The following is a 13,232-nucleotide window of genomic DNA, read 5'->3' as shown; positions in this document are numbered from 1 at the left end:
CCGCTTTCGCGAGCAAGCCCGCTCCCACATTTTTGCCCTGCGCTCACTCCAGTAAGCGCGCGCTCTTCCGGCAGCCCCCCTCTACTGTGGGAGCTGGCTTGCCTGCGATAGCGTCACATCAGCCACACCCGGGGCGACTGACCCACCGCCATCGCGGGCAAGCCCGGCTCCCACATTGATCTCCTCTACTGTGGGAGCTGGCTTGCCTGCGATAGCGGTACATCCGCCACACCCGGGGCAACTGACCCACCGCCATCGCGGGCAAGCCCGGCTCCCACATTGTCTCCAGTGTTTGCCGGAAAACCGTGCAGACTCACCCCAGCAAGCGCGCCAGTTCTTCGCGGCAGTAATCCACAAACAACTGCACCGGCTTGGTCAGCGGCGCCCGGCGCAACCACACTGCCGACAACCCCGACCCGGTCACCGTCTCCGCCAGCGGTACGCACGCGACTTTCTGCCCATCATAGGTGTACTCGGTAAATGGCTTGGTCACCAGGATCGAAAAGCCAAAGCCCCGCCCCACCATGCCCCGCACCATCTCGATCGACGGCGAGCTGAACACGATATTCGGCGTCAGCCCGCGCTCTTCAAAGATGCTCACGAAGTACGTGCGGCTCGGCAGCACGTCCAACAAGATCATCGGCTCCAGCACCAAATCCGCCAGGGATACCTTGGCCTGCTGCGCAAAGCGGTGATCCGCCGGCAGCAACGCGTACGGCTGCTGCGGCGGCATCAGCGGCGTGGTCTCGATGGTCGCGCCCAGGTCATGTTCGAAGAGCATCGCCACATCGATACTGCCCGCCGTCAGCGCCTGTACCAGTTCTTGCTGCTCGCCGTCACGGATGCGGATTTCCACCCCCGGCCAGCGCGCCTTGAAACCGGCGATCAAGCGCGGCAAGTACAGCGGCGCCACCGTTTCAAAACAGCCGATATCGATCTGCCCCGCGACCACGTCATTGTCGGCCAGGGCGTTCTGTTCGAATTCATGGGCCACCCGCAGCAGCTCCAGGGCCTTGCGATAGAAGCGCGCGCCGCTGGGGGTGAGTGACACGCCCTGGGCGTGATGGCGGATAAACAACTGCACACCAAAGCTGTCTTCGAGCTGCTTGATCGCAGTGGACACCGACGGCTGCGCGATATACAGCTTGCGCGACGCCTCGGCGACGCTGCCGCACTCGGCCGTGGTGACAAAATATCTGAGTTGGCGCAAGTTGTAGGCAGCCATCGGGACCTCCAGAAACGTGGGACTTCGCCCGCAAAACAGGTACAGGCAACATACCGGAGCGCGGCAAAGCGCGAGCGATATTTTTTAAGGTCTATAGCAACAAACTTACTAATTTACCTCCCTGCGCCCATTGCAGATGATCACTCCAACAACAAAGCGCCGCGCAGGCGGCGCACAGCGAAGTACGTCCACGTACTCACCTTGCCTTGGAGCTCGTCATGGTTACCACTGCAACATCCTCCGCCCCGCTTATCGAAAAACACACGATTGGATACGTGCCCCCGGAAGATCGCCACGGAAAGGTAAGAGACCTGTTCACCCTGTGGTTCGGCGGCAACATCGCGCCGTTGCCGATCGTCACCGGCGCGCTGGGTGTGCAACTGTTCCACCTCAACCTGATCTGGGGCATCGTCGCTATCCTCGTCGGCCACCTGGTCGGCGGCGTGCTGATGGCGCTGCACTCGGCCCAAGGCCCGCAAATGGGCATCCCGCAAATGATCCAGAGCCGCGCGCAGTTCGGCTCCCTCGGCGCGCTGCTGGTGGTGGTGATCGCCGGCGTCATGTACATCGGCTTCTTCGCCTCCAACATCGTGCTCGCGGGTAAATCCCTGCACGGCGTGGTCGATGCCGTGCCCGTGCCGGTGGGCATCGTGATCGGCGCCATTGGCTCCGGGATCATCGGCATCATCGGCTACCGCTTCATCCATGTGCTCAACCGCATCGGCACCTGGGTGCTCGGCGCCGGCATCGTGCTGGGCTTCGGCTACATCTTCACGCATGTGCAGACCACCGACTTCCTGACACGCGGCAGCTTCAACATCTCCGGCTGGCTGGCTACCGTGTCCCTCGCAGCGCTGTGGCAGATCGCCTTCGCGCCCTACGTGTCGGACTACTCGCGCTACCTGCCGGCCGACGTGCCGGTGGCCTCGACCTTCTGGACCACCTACCTCGGCTCCGCCCTGGGCTCCAGCCTGTCGTTCATCTTCGGCGCCGTCGCCGTCCTCGCCACCCCGGTGGGCATGGACACCATGGACGCGGTCAAACTCGCCACCGGCGCCATCGGCCCGCTGATGCTCGTGCTGTTCTTGCTCAGCGTGATCAGCCACAACGCCCTCAACCTCTACGGCGCCGTGCTGTCGATCATCACCCTGGTCCAGACCTTCGCCTACCGCTGGATCCCCACGGCCAAAAGCCGCGCGGTAATCTCCATCCTGGTGCTCGCCGCCTGCGCGATTGCCGCCGTGTTCGCCTCCAAAGACTTCATCGGCCACTTCGTCGACATGGTGCTGGTGCTGCTCGTGGTGCTGGTGCCGTGGACGGCGATCAACCTGATCGACTTCTACGCGATTCACAAAGGTCAATACGACATCGCCTCGATCTTCCGCGTCGATGGCGGGATTTACGGCCGCTACAACCCCCAGGCGCTGCTGGCCTACGCGGTCGGGATCGCGGTGCAGATTCCGTTCATGAACACGCCGCTGTATGTAGGGCCGATTTCCGAACACATCAACGGCGCGGATCTGTCCTGGGTGGTGGGGTTGGTGGTGACGTCGCCGTTGTATTTCTGGTTGGCGAGTCGCGACAGTGCCTATAAACGCCGTATGCATGGCGGGAAATTGGTGGAAGGGGTGTGAGCTGACGGCTTGAAGTGATTCGATGGTGATGTCTGGAACCCTCTATATCGTGGCATCGAGGCCAGGGTGTGGAGGGTTTTTTCATTTTTCAGCGACGTCGCGCATTGAGTGTCGTGCCACCGCCCGCAGGGGGCTGATGACGTAGTGAGGTGTGATCCGAGGGTGCCTAACTGAAAATAAGGCCGGCACCGCAAGTACCTCTGTGGGATTGAAAATAAGGTCGACACCGCAATTCCCCTGTGGGAGCTGCCGAGCTTCAGCGAGGCTGCGAAAGCGGTGTGTCAGCCGAAGAAAATGCCAGCAATGCCGCCGCCGTCGCCGCCTCGCTGGGCCTCGACAGTTGCTCCCAGATTTTGCTTGTGTGCTCGCCGCAGCCCCCCGCCATGGCGATGGCTGGGGCACGCCGTTATCATGGGGCCTTTCGCTCAACCCTCCAGGAAACGCCCATGCCCGCCCTCACCTTCCGCAACGCCCTCCCCGCCGACGCTGCCCGTTGCTTCGAGATTGAAATCACCGCCTACGAAGGCGACGAGGCGGCGACTCTGGAGAAGATCGCCACGCGCATTGCGCAGTACCCGCAGGGCTTCTTGATTCTGGAAGCCGATGGTGAGGTGGTGGGTTTCATCAACTCGGGTTGCGCCCATGACGTGGTGATGTCGGACGAAGCGTTCAAGGAGTTGGTGGGCCATTCGGCCGAGGCACCGAATGTGGTGATCATGTCGGTGGTGGTCGACCCGGCGCATCAGGGCCAGGGCTATTCCAAGCGGCTGATGACCGAGTTTGTGCAGCGCATGCAGGCGCTGGGCAAGCAGACGATTCACTTGATGTGCAAGGAACAGCATGTGCCGTTGTACACCCGCATGGGCTACACCTACGTGCGCCCATCGCCTTCGGATCATGGCGGGATGGCGTGGCATGAAATGGTGATGGCTTTTTAATAGCAACGCTTGGAACTTATGCTGTTGGCGACGTCCAACAAGGCACCACGAATTGACTCGGAGTGCCTTGATGTCCAGGAATCGGATTAGCCGCGTTACCGCTGTGTTGTTCGCCGCCACCTTGATCTCGACCGTGCCGTTGGCCTTCGGCGCCACGGCCCAGGACATTGAACACCTACGCAACGGTTCCTTCGCACAGTTTCAGCGCGAAGCCAGCCAACGAGCCGATGAGCAAGCGCGGCAGAACCGCGAGCAGATGCGTCAGTTTGCCGAGCAGAATCGCCAGCAGATGAAGGACATGGAAGCGCAAATGCACCGCGACCAACAGGCGCGTGAAGAGGCCGACAACAAAGCACGCCTGGCGGCCCGGGAGAAGCAATTGGAAGAGGAGGCAATGCAGGCTAAAGTGCCTGCCTCCTCGACTGAGATACCCGACGATGACGCCACCGTCCATTGAAATCAGCGACCACGCCAACCCCGACGCCGAGCGCCTCCTCGGCAACGGCCTCGCCGCCTTCAATACGGCCGCCACCGGCGGCAACGACCGCCGGCCGCTGAACGTGCTGATCAAGGATGCCAGCGGGCAAATCCTCGGTGGCATCACCGGCAAGACCACCCTGGGCACCGCCTTCCTCGACCTCTTCCACCTGCCCGAGGCCCTGCGCGGCAGCGGCCTGGGCAGCCAGTTGCTGCACGCCTTCGAAGACGAAGCACGGCGGCGCGGTTGTGCGAATGCGGTGCTCTACACCCTCAGCTTCCAGGCACCGGGTTTCTACGAGCGGCATGGTTGGCTGCGCTTTGGTGAGATCCCGTGTGAACCGGCTGGCAGCTGCCGCGTATTTCTATCTAAGCGGCTGTAGCGTCCAGGGCTTTGCCGAACAAGCGGTTCTCATGGGTTTCGCCCTGGAACGTGTACGTCGGCGCGCCCAGCACGGCGTAGCCGCGCCGAGGATAGAACCCCAGCGCCCGCGCATTCCCCGCCCACACCGTCGCCCACAACAACGCAGCACCCGCCGATGCCGCGCGCTGCTCCGCCGCGTGCAGCAATTGATTGCCGATACCCCGCCCGGTGAATCGCTCCTGGATGTACAGGCGTTGCAGTTCGGCGACGTTGGCCGCGTCGATCATCGCGTGGCCGGCCTCGAGTTGGATCTGGGCAAAGCCAACCAAGTGGTTATTCACCTCGGCCACGATCAATGCCGTGCCCGGTTCGGCGATCAGTTGGGCGATGGATTCCGGTGCAAAGGCGTGCAGCGCTTCCTTGGCAATGGCGCTGCGGATGCCTTCGGTGGCGTAGGTGTCGAGGAACACCTGCATGCCCAGCACGCCGATGCACAGGGCGTCCTGGGGGATCGCGTCGCGAATCAGGCAGGTCATGGCAGGCGGGCCCTCGGCACGTGATGGCCGGCCGTTTCCGCACACAGGCCGTGGGCATCAATCATTGGAGATCAAGGTGCCGGTGCCGGCGCTGGGATAGATGATCTCCTGGGAGTCGAGGTCCTTGATGCTCGAATAGGTGCGGTATTGAGTGCTGTAGTTCGGCCCCACACCGCGGGTGCTGGCGGTCAGGCGGTAGCTGACCAGGTAGCGTCTGCCGGCCTTGAACTCCACGTCGTCCGCGCCTTCGTTGCAGAACGCGCCGCCGGTGCCGAGGGCGTTCATCGACACGTTGCACCAGCGCAGCGAGTGTTTGCCTGGGCTGAGCTTGAGGGCCTGTTCGCCGCTCACGTTGAGAATCGACTGGCGACCCGCCCCCGGCAACGTCACGCCGTCGACCTCCACCGCAAGTGCCAGGCGGTGAAACGGCACGCCCAGTTCGCGTTCGCGCCAGGTGTCGAAGTACACCAGCACCGCGTCCGGCGCGTTGTTGGAGAGGTCGACAGGGTGGAGTTTTTCCGGCGCCCAGTCGCCCTGGTAGTTCTTGTAGTGGTAGTCGGAGCAGGCGCCGAGCAGTGGCAGGGTCAAGATGGCAGCGAGTTTCAGCAGTTTCATCGGGGGGAACGGTCCTTGTGGTCGATGAGATCCTATCGACATCATCGTGGATTTCTTGAACCGATTGCCACTGCCGATTTGCCACAGTAGGGTTTAGCCCTCGCCAACCCCGCAGGAGCCCTGCCATGAGCTTTTTTTCCGACCCCGACGCCGTCGCCCGTTACGCCGAAGGCCCTGTGCGCCTGGTGCCGGGCTTCGATGGCCTGCAGCGCATGACCACCCTGCTGCTGCGCGAAAGCGTGCCGGCTACCGGCACGGTCCTGGTACTCGGCGCGGGTGGCGGCCTGGAGTTGAAGCGCTTTGCCGACGCCGAGCCGGGTTGGCGCTTTGTGGGGGTGGACCCGGCGGCCGAGATGTTGAAACTGGCGCAGGCGACATTGGGCCCGCTGAATGAGCGCGTCGACTTGCACGAGGGTTACATCGACACGGCGCCGCTGGGGCCGTTCGATGGGGCCACGTGCTTGCTGACCTTGCACTTCATCCCGCAGGAGCAGCGCCTGCAAACCCTCAAGGCATTGTGGCAGCGCTTGCTGCCAGGGGCACCGTTGATTGTGGCGCACCACAGCTTCCCGCAGGCCGCGCAGGACAAGGCCCGTTGGTTGCAGCGCTATGCGGCGTTCGCGGTGGATTCGGGGGTGCCGGCGGCGGACGCCGAGCGGGCGATTACCGCGATCAGCGCGCAGCTGCCGGTACTATCGCCCGAGACGGATGAAGCCTTGATGCGCGAGGCCGGGTTTGAAGGGGTGGAGCTGTTTTATGCCGGCTTCAGCTTCAAGGGCTGGGTCGGCTACACGCCGCGCTAGCGGCTTTACCAGCTCCCTGAAGCGCCGCCGCCACCACTGGAGCCGCCGCCACCGGACGAACTGCTGCTGGAGCTGGAGCTGCTGGAGCTTGAACCGGATGAACTGCCGCCCGAACCGGAACCCGAGCCGGCGGCGGTCTTGCCAAAGATGAACAGCGCCACGAACGAAGCAATCGGAAACGCCACCAGCCAGCCGTCACGCCCGGCGTCGGCGATCAACCCGGCGGCCACGTACACGGCGATCGCCGCCAGCAGCCTCACGGCAAACCCCACGGGGCTGGTCTTCCAGGCGTCTCTCATGACCACCCACAGCGCCAGGTACGCCCCCAGGACGGCCAGCGCGCCCAATGGCAAGGCCAGCCAATGGACAAAGCTGACCGCCACGAAACGGTCCGCCACCAGCAAGGCCGCGATGTAGGCCAGCAACCCGATCACGCAGTAAAACACCGTGCGCGCCAGCCACAAAGCGCCGAAGGTCGCGCCGCCGATCAGGATCGTCAATGGCAACAACAGCAGGTACATCGGCCAATCCCGCCCACCGGCCAGTGCCGCCAGCGCCACCGTGACCCCGACGGTGAGCATCAAGGCCTGGCGCCAAGGCAGCTTGCCGGCGGCCATCAGCACGCCGCCGATGCCGCCGACGATAAACGCCAGCAACACCGCCACCGCCTGGGGATTGATGCCGGGGCCGGCGACCTTGGGCAAGTCGCCGCCGTCCACCAGCACCACCAGGTCGTTCACGCCCTGGGCCACGCCGCCGGCGAAGTCGCCCTGGCGAAATGCCGGAGTGATGTGCTCTTCGATGATGCGGTGGGCGAGCACGTCGGTGACGGTGCCTTCCAGGCCGTAGCCGACCTCGATGCGCACCTTGCGGTCCTCCTTGGCCACCACCAGCAGGATGCCGTCGTTGACATCCTTGCGCCCCAGTTTCCAGGCGCGAAACAGCTGGTTGGCATAATCCTCGATGCTGCTGCCGCCCGTGGTGGGCACCAGCAGCACGGCCACCTGCGCGCCTTTGCGTTGTTCAAGGGCGGCAAGTTGCTCCTTCAGGCGGGTGGTGGTGCCAGGGTCGAGGGTGTTGGTGAGGTCGATGACCCGTTGGTCGATGACCCGTTGGTCGAGGGCCACGCCGATCGGCGAAGTGTCGGCCTGGGCGCTGATGAACAGGCTGCAGGCCATCAACACCAGCAGACTCAAGACGGATTGCTGCAACCACCGCATCATGATTGTTACCTGAAGTTTCTTCCTGAAGGCGCCGACTGTACCTGATCAACACTCGAACGCGTAGGCGCTGCCCTGCATCACCGGCGCCACACTGCCGGTCAGCACGACACCGCCCTGCCCGTCCCAGTGCACCGTGACCGTACCGCCATCGCACTGCACCTGCACGGTGGCGTCGAGCAGCCCACGCCGGATGCCATTGACCACCGCCCCGCAGCAGCACGAGCCGGACCCCAGCGGCACGCCGCCACCGCGCTCCCAGATGCGCAGGCGGATATGCCCGCGATCGAGCACCTGCACAAAATGCACATTGGTCTTGGCCGGGAACAACGGATGGATTTCCAGCGCCGGCCCCAGCGCCGCGACGTCGACGGCGGCGATGTCCTGCACAAAAAACGTGCAATGCGGGTTACCCATGCTGCACGCAGCAGGACCTCCCTCGATGGGCAACGTGCGCGTATCCATGGCCTCGGCAAGCGGCACCGCGGCCCAGTCCAGCGATGGCGCGCCCATGTCCACCGACACTCGCCGCCCCGCCTCGCGCACGCACGTCAGCAGGCCGCGATCGGTGCGCAGTACCACCGAATCGGCGCCGGCTTCATGCATCAACCGATCAGCCACGCCACGGGTGGCGCTGCCGCACGTGGCCAAAGGCGTGCCGTTGGGGTTCCAGAACTTGATGCGAGCGGCGGCGTCTTCGCAATCGAGCACCACCGCCAGCTGGTTGAAGCCGATGCCGGTGTGACGGTTGCCGAGGCGGCGGGCGACTTCGGGGGTGATCGGGTCATCGAGGCCACGGCGGTCGATGATGATGAAGTCGTCGCCATGGGCGTGCATCTTCACAAAGGGCAAGGTCATGGCGCGTCCTGGGATCGACCGGTGGGGGGCGCAAGCATACTGAGTTGACGGGAGTTTCATCAAACGCTCGCCGGCTGCGTGCTAGCGTGACGGGGTTCGCGTCCGGCAGAGCCTTTCATGAAAAAAACCATCTTGACCCTGGCCGCCATGCTGGCGGCGTTTACCCATGCGGCCTCGGCGGCAAGCCTTTGCCAACCCGTCGCGACAAATCCTGCGTCCCCCGCGCTGCTGGCGGCGGCCCAACGTCACTTGGGTGACCTGCCCCAGCCCCTGGCGCATGTGCACACCGAAGGCACCCTGCCGCACCACGGCATTCGCGAGCAGAGCATCGCGGCCGAGCAGGACTGGCCGGTGATGCGCCAGGCGGCACTGGCCTGGCGCTTGAGCGGCGATGCGCGTTACCTCAAGCAGGTCGATGCCTACCTCGCCGCGTGGGCCGGGGTGTACCAACCGGACTTCAACCCCATCGACGAGACCAACCTCGACATGCTGATCAGCGCCTACGCGCTGACCGCCGACCATCTGAACCCGGCTACCCGCGAGGCCAGTCGCCGCTTGATCAGCCAACTGGGCAATGGCTACATCGCGCGTATCGAGCAGTTTCACCCGCCGAAAAAAGGCACGCAGACCAATAACTGGCAGAGCCACCGCGTCAAGTTGGTCAGCGTGGCGGCGGCCGCCTTGGGGGACCGGGTGATGCTGGAGCAGGCCTCTCACCTGTTCCAGCAGCAGGTCGCCGACAATATCCTGCCTGACGGCTCGGTGACCGACTTCCAGGACCGCGACGCCCTGCATTACGTGGTCTACGACCTTGAGCCGCTGGTACAGGCCGCGCTGGCAGCCAAGCCCTACGGGGTGGGTGGCAACTGGCTGACCACCACCGCCAATGGCGCATCCCTGGGTGCCGCCCTCGATTGGCTGGTGCCGTACGCCACGGGTGAGCGCAGCCATCAGGAGTTCGTACACACCCATGTTCAATTCGACAAGGACCGCGCCGGCGTTGGCGAGGCTGGCTACAGCGGCGCCTGGCAGCCGAGGAGCAGCGCAAGCCTGTTCTGGCTGGCAGCGCAACTGGACCCGCGCTACCGACCCATGGCAATGCAGCTCTCGGCCAAGCCGGCAGACTGGATCAGCGCCTGCTATTTGAAATAGGGCATCTGGATGTGCTGCCGTCGGGGCGGGAGCAGTTGCAGGGATGCACGGTGGTCGGCGTCAGCCATCAGGCGGGACCGGATGTTGGGGGTGTGATGGGGCTGCTGCGCAGCCCAACGCGCAAGCCCGCTCGCCACAGGAGCCCAGGGGCCAGGGTTTGGGTGGGTTAGAGGACGCTGCCCATCGCCTTCATTAATACCGGGTCACGCGCGTAGATGTCCGGCGCGTAGACCAGGTCGCCCTGGCCGTCGACCTGCACGGTCCAGTAGCCCAACAACACCGGTACCGGCGTGGCCAGGCGGAATTCGTGGGTCAGGCCGGTAGCCAGCAGTTCGTCGGTGCGCGCGCGTTCGGCCGGGCTCACCAGCAGGTCGCGCAGCAGCAACGGCTGCTCGACCCTCACGCACCCCGAACTGAACGCCCGTGGCCCTTTGGTAAACAGCGGCTGGCTCGGGGTGTCATGCAGGTACACCGAGTAGGGATTGGGGAAGCGCATCACGATCTTGCCCAGCGGATTGCGCGGGCCGGCTTCCTGGCGCAGGAGGATATTGCCGGGGCGCGCCCAGTCGACCTGGTCGGGCGCCAGCGGGTGGCCTTGGGCGTCGAGCACCTGCAGGTTCTGCTGGCGCAGGTATTCGGGGTTGAGGCGGATCGCTGGCAACTTGTCCTCGCGCATGATGGTCGGCGGGATGGTCCAGGTGGGATTGAGGGTCAGGCGGGTAATGCGTGACTTGAGCAGCGGCGTCTGGCGTTCGGCGCGGCCCACTTGCAGGCGGGTTTGCCACACCGGGATGCCGCTCTGGTACACGCTCAGTTGCGCGGCCGCCACGTTGACGAGCACGCCTTCGGGTTCCAGGTCCTGGGCCAGCCAGCGGAAACGCTCGAGGTTGATGCGCAGTTGTTCGCGGCGCACGGCCGGGCTGACGTTGAGTTCGGCCACGGTGCCGGTGCCGATCACGCCGTCGGCCTGCAGCGAGTGGCTGAGCTGGAAGGCCTTGACCGCCTTGACCAACTCGTCGCGATATTGCCTGCTGTTGCCGGTCGGTGCCTTGGCCAGGTAGCCGCCGCTGTACAGGCGCCGCGCGAGTTCGGGCACGCGCGGGTCATCCATGCCCGGGCGCAGCAGCGGGCCGGTGGCGACCGGGTCCCAATGCGGCAACGGTCGTTGGCGCACGGCGGAATAGGCGTTGCGCAAGCTGCGATAAAGATCGGCGCTGGGGCGCGCCTGGTCGAAGGCCTGGGCCATGTCCTGCAGGCCGGCGGCGGCAAAGGCCAGCACTTCGGTATCCGGGTCATGGGCCGGCGGCTGCGAGTGCCACAAGGGCTCGAAACGCGACTGCTGCAGACGCCCGTAATGCAGATCCTGCAGGGCTTGCAGGTACTGCCGGCTGCTGTCGATATCGCTGCACAGCACGTTAGCCGTGGCGTCCGCCGCAGGCAGGCTATAGTGGGTGGGGTCCAGGCCGTCGTCGGCGAGCATCAGCAACTGCGCGTGCAACGCTTGCCGGCGCTCATCGGCGGTCCACACAGGCACATCGCCCTGCTGCTGGTAGAAGGCTTGCAGACGGGCTTGCACGGCGGCATCGATCTGCGGCGCCAGGCTGGGGCAAACACTGGCCAGTTGCGCCAGGGCCTGCTGCACCGGTGCCGTGGCGACCAACGTCGGCGGCGCGACGGGTAACGCGGCGTCCGGCAGCGCATCGGCTGTCGCGACCAATGGTGCAACGAGCAGGCAAATGCTCAAGTAACATGCGTGTTTTTTGAACAATGGCTTTGCTCCAATCCACAGTGGGGGGATGTACTGTAGATGCTGACTTTTTTCTGCCGCCTCGGTTTGATAGCCGTAAGCCTGGCCGCGTTGAGCAATACTGCTCTCGCCGCCAATGGCAACCCTCCTTCCTTGTATAGCAGCCTGGCGCGCTCGGCTCCAGAACTCAATCCCACTGTGCTCAAAAGCGCCCTGAGCGCGGTGCAGTGCGCGGTCAACAACGGCGAGGAACGCTCAGAGCGCCTGGCCGTCATTGACTATTCGCAGCCATCGACCGCTCGTCGGCTGTGGATCTTCGACTTGCGCAAAAAGACCCTGGTACTGCGCGACCTGGTGGCCCATGGTGCCAAGTCCGGGGAAAACTTCGCCACCCAGTTTTCCAACCAGGAAGGCAGCCACCAATCCAGCCTGGGCCTGTTTCGAACCCAGGAAAGCTACCTCGGCGCCCACGGCTACTCGCTGCGCATGGACGGCCTGGAGCCGGGCTTCAACGACCAGGCCCGCGACCGCGCCCTGGTGATTCATGCCGCCGACTACGTCAGCCCCTTGTGGAGCAAGCGCGAAGGCCGTATCGGCCGCAGCCAGGGTTGCCCGGCCGTGCGCCCGCAGGTGGCACGCCAGGTGGTGGATAAGCTCAAGGATGGGCAGTTCATGTTTTCGTGGTACCCCGACCAGCGCTGGCTGAAGTCCTCGACGTACCTCAATTGCAAACCCCAACAGGTGGCGAGTAGTCGTACAATCCGTGGCGGATAGCCTGTCCCACAGATAAAAGAGAGCATCGCATGCTGCTACACAAATCCACCTGGATCGAGATCGGACAGTTTCTGGAACGCAGCCGCACGGTGGTGATCCCCATCGGCTCCAACGAACAGCATGGCCCAACCGGCCTGCTCGGCACCGACTGGATGTGTCCGGAAATCATCGCCCATGAGGCGCAGAAAAACGCCGACATCCTGATTGGCCCCACTTTCAATATCGGCATGGCCCAGCATCACCTGGGTTTCCCCGGCACCATTTCGCTGCGCCCTTCCACCTTCATTGCCGCGATTGGCGACTGGGTGCGCTCGCTGGCGGGGCATGGTTTCGAAAAGATCCTGTTCCTCAACGGCCATGGCGGCAATATCGCCACGATTGAAGCGGCGTTTTCCGAACTGTACGCCGAGGCGAGCTTCGGCCGTCGCCCCGCCGGGTTTGCGCTGAAGTTGGTGAACTGGTGGGATCTGGAAGGCGTCAACGAGTTGGCTCACCGCCAATTCCCGGTGGGCCATGGCAGCCATGCCACGCCGTCGGAGATTGCCGTGACGCAATGGGCGTACCCGGAATCGATCAAGTCTGCCGACTACTCGCCGCAAATCGCCAACACCGGGCCGATCCGCGAAGCCCTCGACTTCCGCGCACGCTTCCCCGACGGACGCATGGGCTCCGACCCCGCGCTGGCGACCGTGGAAAAAGGCGGTGAACTGGTGGCATTGGCGGCGCAAGGGCTGGTCAAGACAGTCAACACCTTCAGCAACGAAGCCAAGCCCTAGGTCCTGCACCGACTAAAAATGTGGGAGCGGGCTTGCTCGCGAAGGCGGTGTGCCAGTTGATGCATTCGCTGGCTGATCCACCGCTTTCGCAGGCAAGCCAGCTCCCACATTTG

General features: G+C 64.3%; 14 protein-coding genes. 8 read left to right on the top strand and 6 right to left on the bottom strand.

Annotation, left to right across the window (positions count from 1 at the left end):
- Positions 1 to 313: 313 nt before the first annotated feature.
- Entirely contained in the window at positions 314 to 1,225 is a 912-nt protein-coding gene (locus AC07SI_RS19160) for a LysR substrate-binding domain-containing protein (RefSeq protein ID WP_065907639.1), read from the bottom strand.
- Positions 1,226 to 1,443: 218 nt separating this feature from the next.
- Here AC07SI_RS19160 and AC07SI_RS19155 point away from each other — a divergent pair, with 218 nt between their 5' ends.
- The 4 genes from AC07SI_RS19155 to AC07SI_RS19140 all read left to right on the top strand — a co-directional run bounded on the left by AC07SI_RS19155 (position 1,444) and on the right by AC07SI_RS19140 (position 4,657).
- Positions 1,444 to 2,859 carry a purine-cytosine permease family protein gene (locus AC07SI_RS19155; RefSeq protein WP_065907637.1) on the top strand — a complete coding sequence of 472 codons (1,416 nt, stop codon included), beginning with the start codon at positions 1,444 to 1,446 and terminating at the stop codon, positions 2,857 to 2,859.
- Positions 2,860 to 3,305: 446 nt separating this feature from the next.
- Entirely contained in the window at positions 3,306 to 3,797 is a 492-nt protein-coding gene (locus AC07SI_RS19150; RefSeq protein ID WP_065907635.1) for a GNAT family N-acetyltransferase, read from the top strand.
- Positions 3,798 to 3,867: 70 nt separating this feature from the next.
- Positions 3,868 to 4,254 (top strand): hypothetical protein, encoded by a 387-nt coding sequence (locus AC07SI_RS19145; RefSeq protein WP_495006279.1) that lies wholly within the window; start codon positions 3,868 to 3,870, stop codon positions 4,252 to 4,254.
- Positions 4,235 to 4,657 (top strand): GNAT family N-acetyltransferase, encoded by a 423-nt coding sequence (locus AC07SI_RS19140; protein WP_495006278.1) that lies wholly within the window; start codon positions 4,235 to 4,237, stop codon positions 4,655 to 4,657. Before AC07SI_RS19145 ends, AC07SI_RS19140 begins: the two co-directional genes overlap by 20 nt.
- On the opposite strand, the gene AC07SI_RS19135 is transcribed toward AC07SI_RS19140, so the two are convergent.
- Positions 4,644 to 5,174 (bottom strand): GNAT family N-acetyltransferase, encoded by a 531-nt coding sequence (locus tag AC07SI_RS19135; protein ID WP_495006277.1) that lies wholly within the window; start codon positions 5,172 to 5,174, stop codon positions 4,644 to 4,646. The genes AC07SI_RS19140 and AC07SI_RS19135 overlap by 14 nt on opposite strands.
- 57 nt (positions 5,175 to 5,231) lie before the next feature.
- Positions 5,232 to 5,789, bottom strand: coding sequence for a hypothetical protein (locus AC07SI_RS19130; RefSeq protein WP_083221467.1), 558 nt, complete (start codon positions 5,787 to 5,789; stop codon positions 5,232 to 5,234).
- Positions 5,790 to 5,914: 125 nt separating this feature from the next.
- Here AC07SI_RS19130 and AC07SI_RS19125 point away from each other — a divergent pair, with 125 nt between their 5' ends.
- Positions 5,915 to 6,592: a class I SAM-dependent methyltransferase gene (locus AC07SI_RS19125; protein WP_106803524.1), complete on the top strand. Its 678-nt coding sequence runs from the start codon at positions 5,915 to 5,917 to the stop codon at positions 6,590 to 6,592.
- A gap of 5 nt (positions 6,593 to 6,597) precedes the next feature.
- On the opposite strand, the gene AC07SI_RS19120 is transcribed toward AC07SI_RS19125, so the two are convergent.
- Both AC07SI_RS19120 and dapF read right to left on the bottom strand, forming a co-directional pair.
- Positions 6,598 to 7,815 carry a TPM domain-containing protein gene (locus AC07SI_RS19120; RefSeq protein ID WP_495006276.1) on the bottom strand — a complete coding sequence of 406 codons (1,218 nt, stop codon included), beginning with the start codon at positions 7,813 to 7,815 and terminating at the stop codon, positions 6,598 to 6,600.
- 45 nt (positions 7,816 to 7,860) lie between these two features.
- The gene (gene dapF, locus AC07SI_RS19115; protein WP_495006275.1) at positions 7,861 to 8,670 is read right to left on the bottom strand and encodes a diaminopimelate epimerase; all 810 of its coding nucleotides are present in this window, start codon (positions 8,668 to 8,670) and stop codon (positions 7,861 to 7,863) included.
- 117 nt (positions 8,671 to 8,787) lie between these two features.
- On the opposite strand from dapF, the gene AC07SI_RS19110 reads away from it, so the two are divergent.
- Complete coding sequence (locus AC07SI_RS19110) at positions 8,788 to 9,822, top strand: alginate lyase family protein (RefSeq protein ID WP_495006274.1); 1,035 nt, start codon at positions 8,788 to 8,790, stop codon at positions 9,820 to 9,822.
- A 166-nt stretch (positions 9,823 to 9,988) separates the two neighbouring features.
- Here the strand turns inward: AC07SI_RS19110 and AC07SI_RS19105 are convergent, their stop codons facing one another.
- On the bottom strand, positions 9,989 to 11,590 hold the full coding sequence (locus tag AC07SI_RS19105) for a L,D-transpeptidase family protein (RefSeq protein WP_495006273.1): 1,602 nt from the start codon (positions 11,588 to 11,590) through the stop codon (positions 9,989 to 9,991).
- A gap of 39 nt (positions 11,591 to 11,629) precedes the next feature.
- Here AC07SI_RS19105 and AC07SI_RS19100 point away from each other — a divergent pair, with 39 nt between their 5' ends.
- A complete protein-coding gene (locus AC07SI_RS19100; protein ID WP_065907619.1) occupies positions 11,630 to 12,343 on the top strand; it encodes a murein L,D-transpeptidase catalytic domain family protein in 714 nt (237 codons plus the stop codon).
- 29 nt (positions 12,344 to 12,372) lie between these two features.
- On the top strand, positions 12,373 to 13,119 hold the full coding sequence (locus AC07SI_RS19095) for a creatininase family protein (protein ID WP_065907618.1): 747 nt from the start codon (positions 12,373 to 12,375) through the stop codon (positions 13,117 to 13,119).
- The last annotated feature ends 113 nt before the right edge of the window (positions 13,120 to 13,232 follow it).

The organism is Pseudomonas sp. GW821-FHT05D12 (assembly GCF_059419825.1).
This window is presented reverse-complemented; position numbering and strand designations above follow the sequence as displayed.

Coding starts and splice junctions, on each gene's coding strand:
- AC07SI_RS19160 (WP_065907639.1), bottom strand. CDS start 1,225: ATGGCTGCCTACAACTTGCGCCAACTCAGATATTTTGTCACCACGGCC.
- AC07SI_RS19155 (WP_065907637.1), top strand. CDS start 1,444: ATGGTTACCACTGCAACATCCTCCGCCCCGCTTATCGAAAAACACACG.
- AC07SI_RS19150 (WP_065907635.1), top strand. CDS start 3,306: ATGCCCGCCCTCACCTTCCGCAACGCCCTCCCCGCCGACGCTGCCCGT.
- AC07SI_RS19145 (WP_495006279.1), top strand. CDS start 3,868: ATGTCCAGGAATCGGATTAGCCGCGTTACCGCTGTGTTGTTCGCCGCC.
- AC07SI_RS19140 (WP_495006278.1), top strand. CDS start 4,235: ATGACGCCACCGTCCATTGAAATCAGCGACCACGCCAACCCCGACGCC.
- AC07SI_RS19135 (WP_495006277.1), bottom strand. CDS start 5,174: ATGACCTGCCTGATTCGCGACGCGATCCCCCAGGACGCCCTGTGCATC.
- AC07SI_RS19130 (WP_083221467.1), bottom strand. CDS start 5,789: ATGAAACTGCTGAAACTCGCTGCCATCTTGACCCTGCCACTGCTCGGC.
- AC07SI_RS19125 (WP_106803524.1), top strand. CDS start 5,915: ATGAGCTTTTTTTCCGACCCCGACGCCGTCGCCCGTTACGCCGAAGGC.
- AC07SI_RS19120 (WP_495006276.1), bottom strand. CDS start 7,815: ATGATGCGGTGGTTGCAGCAATCCGTCTTGAGTCTGCTGGTGTTGATG.
- dapF (WP_495006275.1), bottom strand. CDS start 8,670: ATGACCTTGCCCTTTGTGAAGATGCACGCCCATGGCGACGACTTCATC.
- AC07SI_RS19110 (WP_495006274.1), top strand. CDS start 8,788: ATGAAAAAAACCATCTTGACCCTGGCCGCCATGCTGGCGGCGTTTACC.
- AC07SI_RS19100 (WP_065907619.1), top strand. CDS start 11,630: ATGCTGACTTTTTTCTGCCGCCTCGGTTTGATAGCCGTAAGCCTGGCC.
- AC07SI_RS19095 (WP_065907618.1), top strand. CDS start 12,373: ATGCTGCTACACAAATCCACCTGGATCGAGATCGGACAGTTTCTGGAA.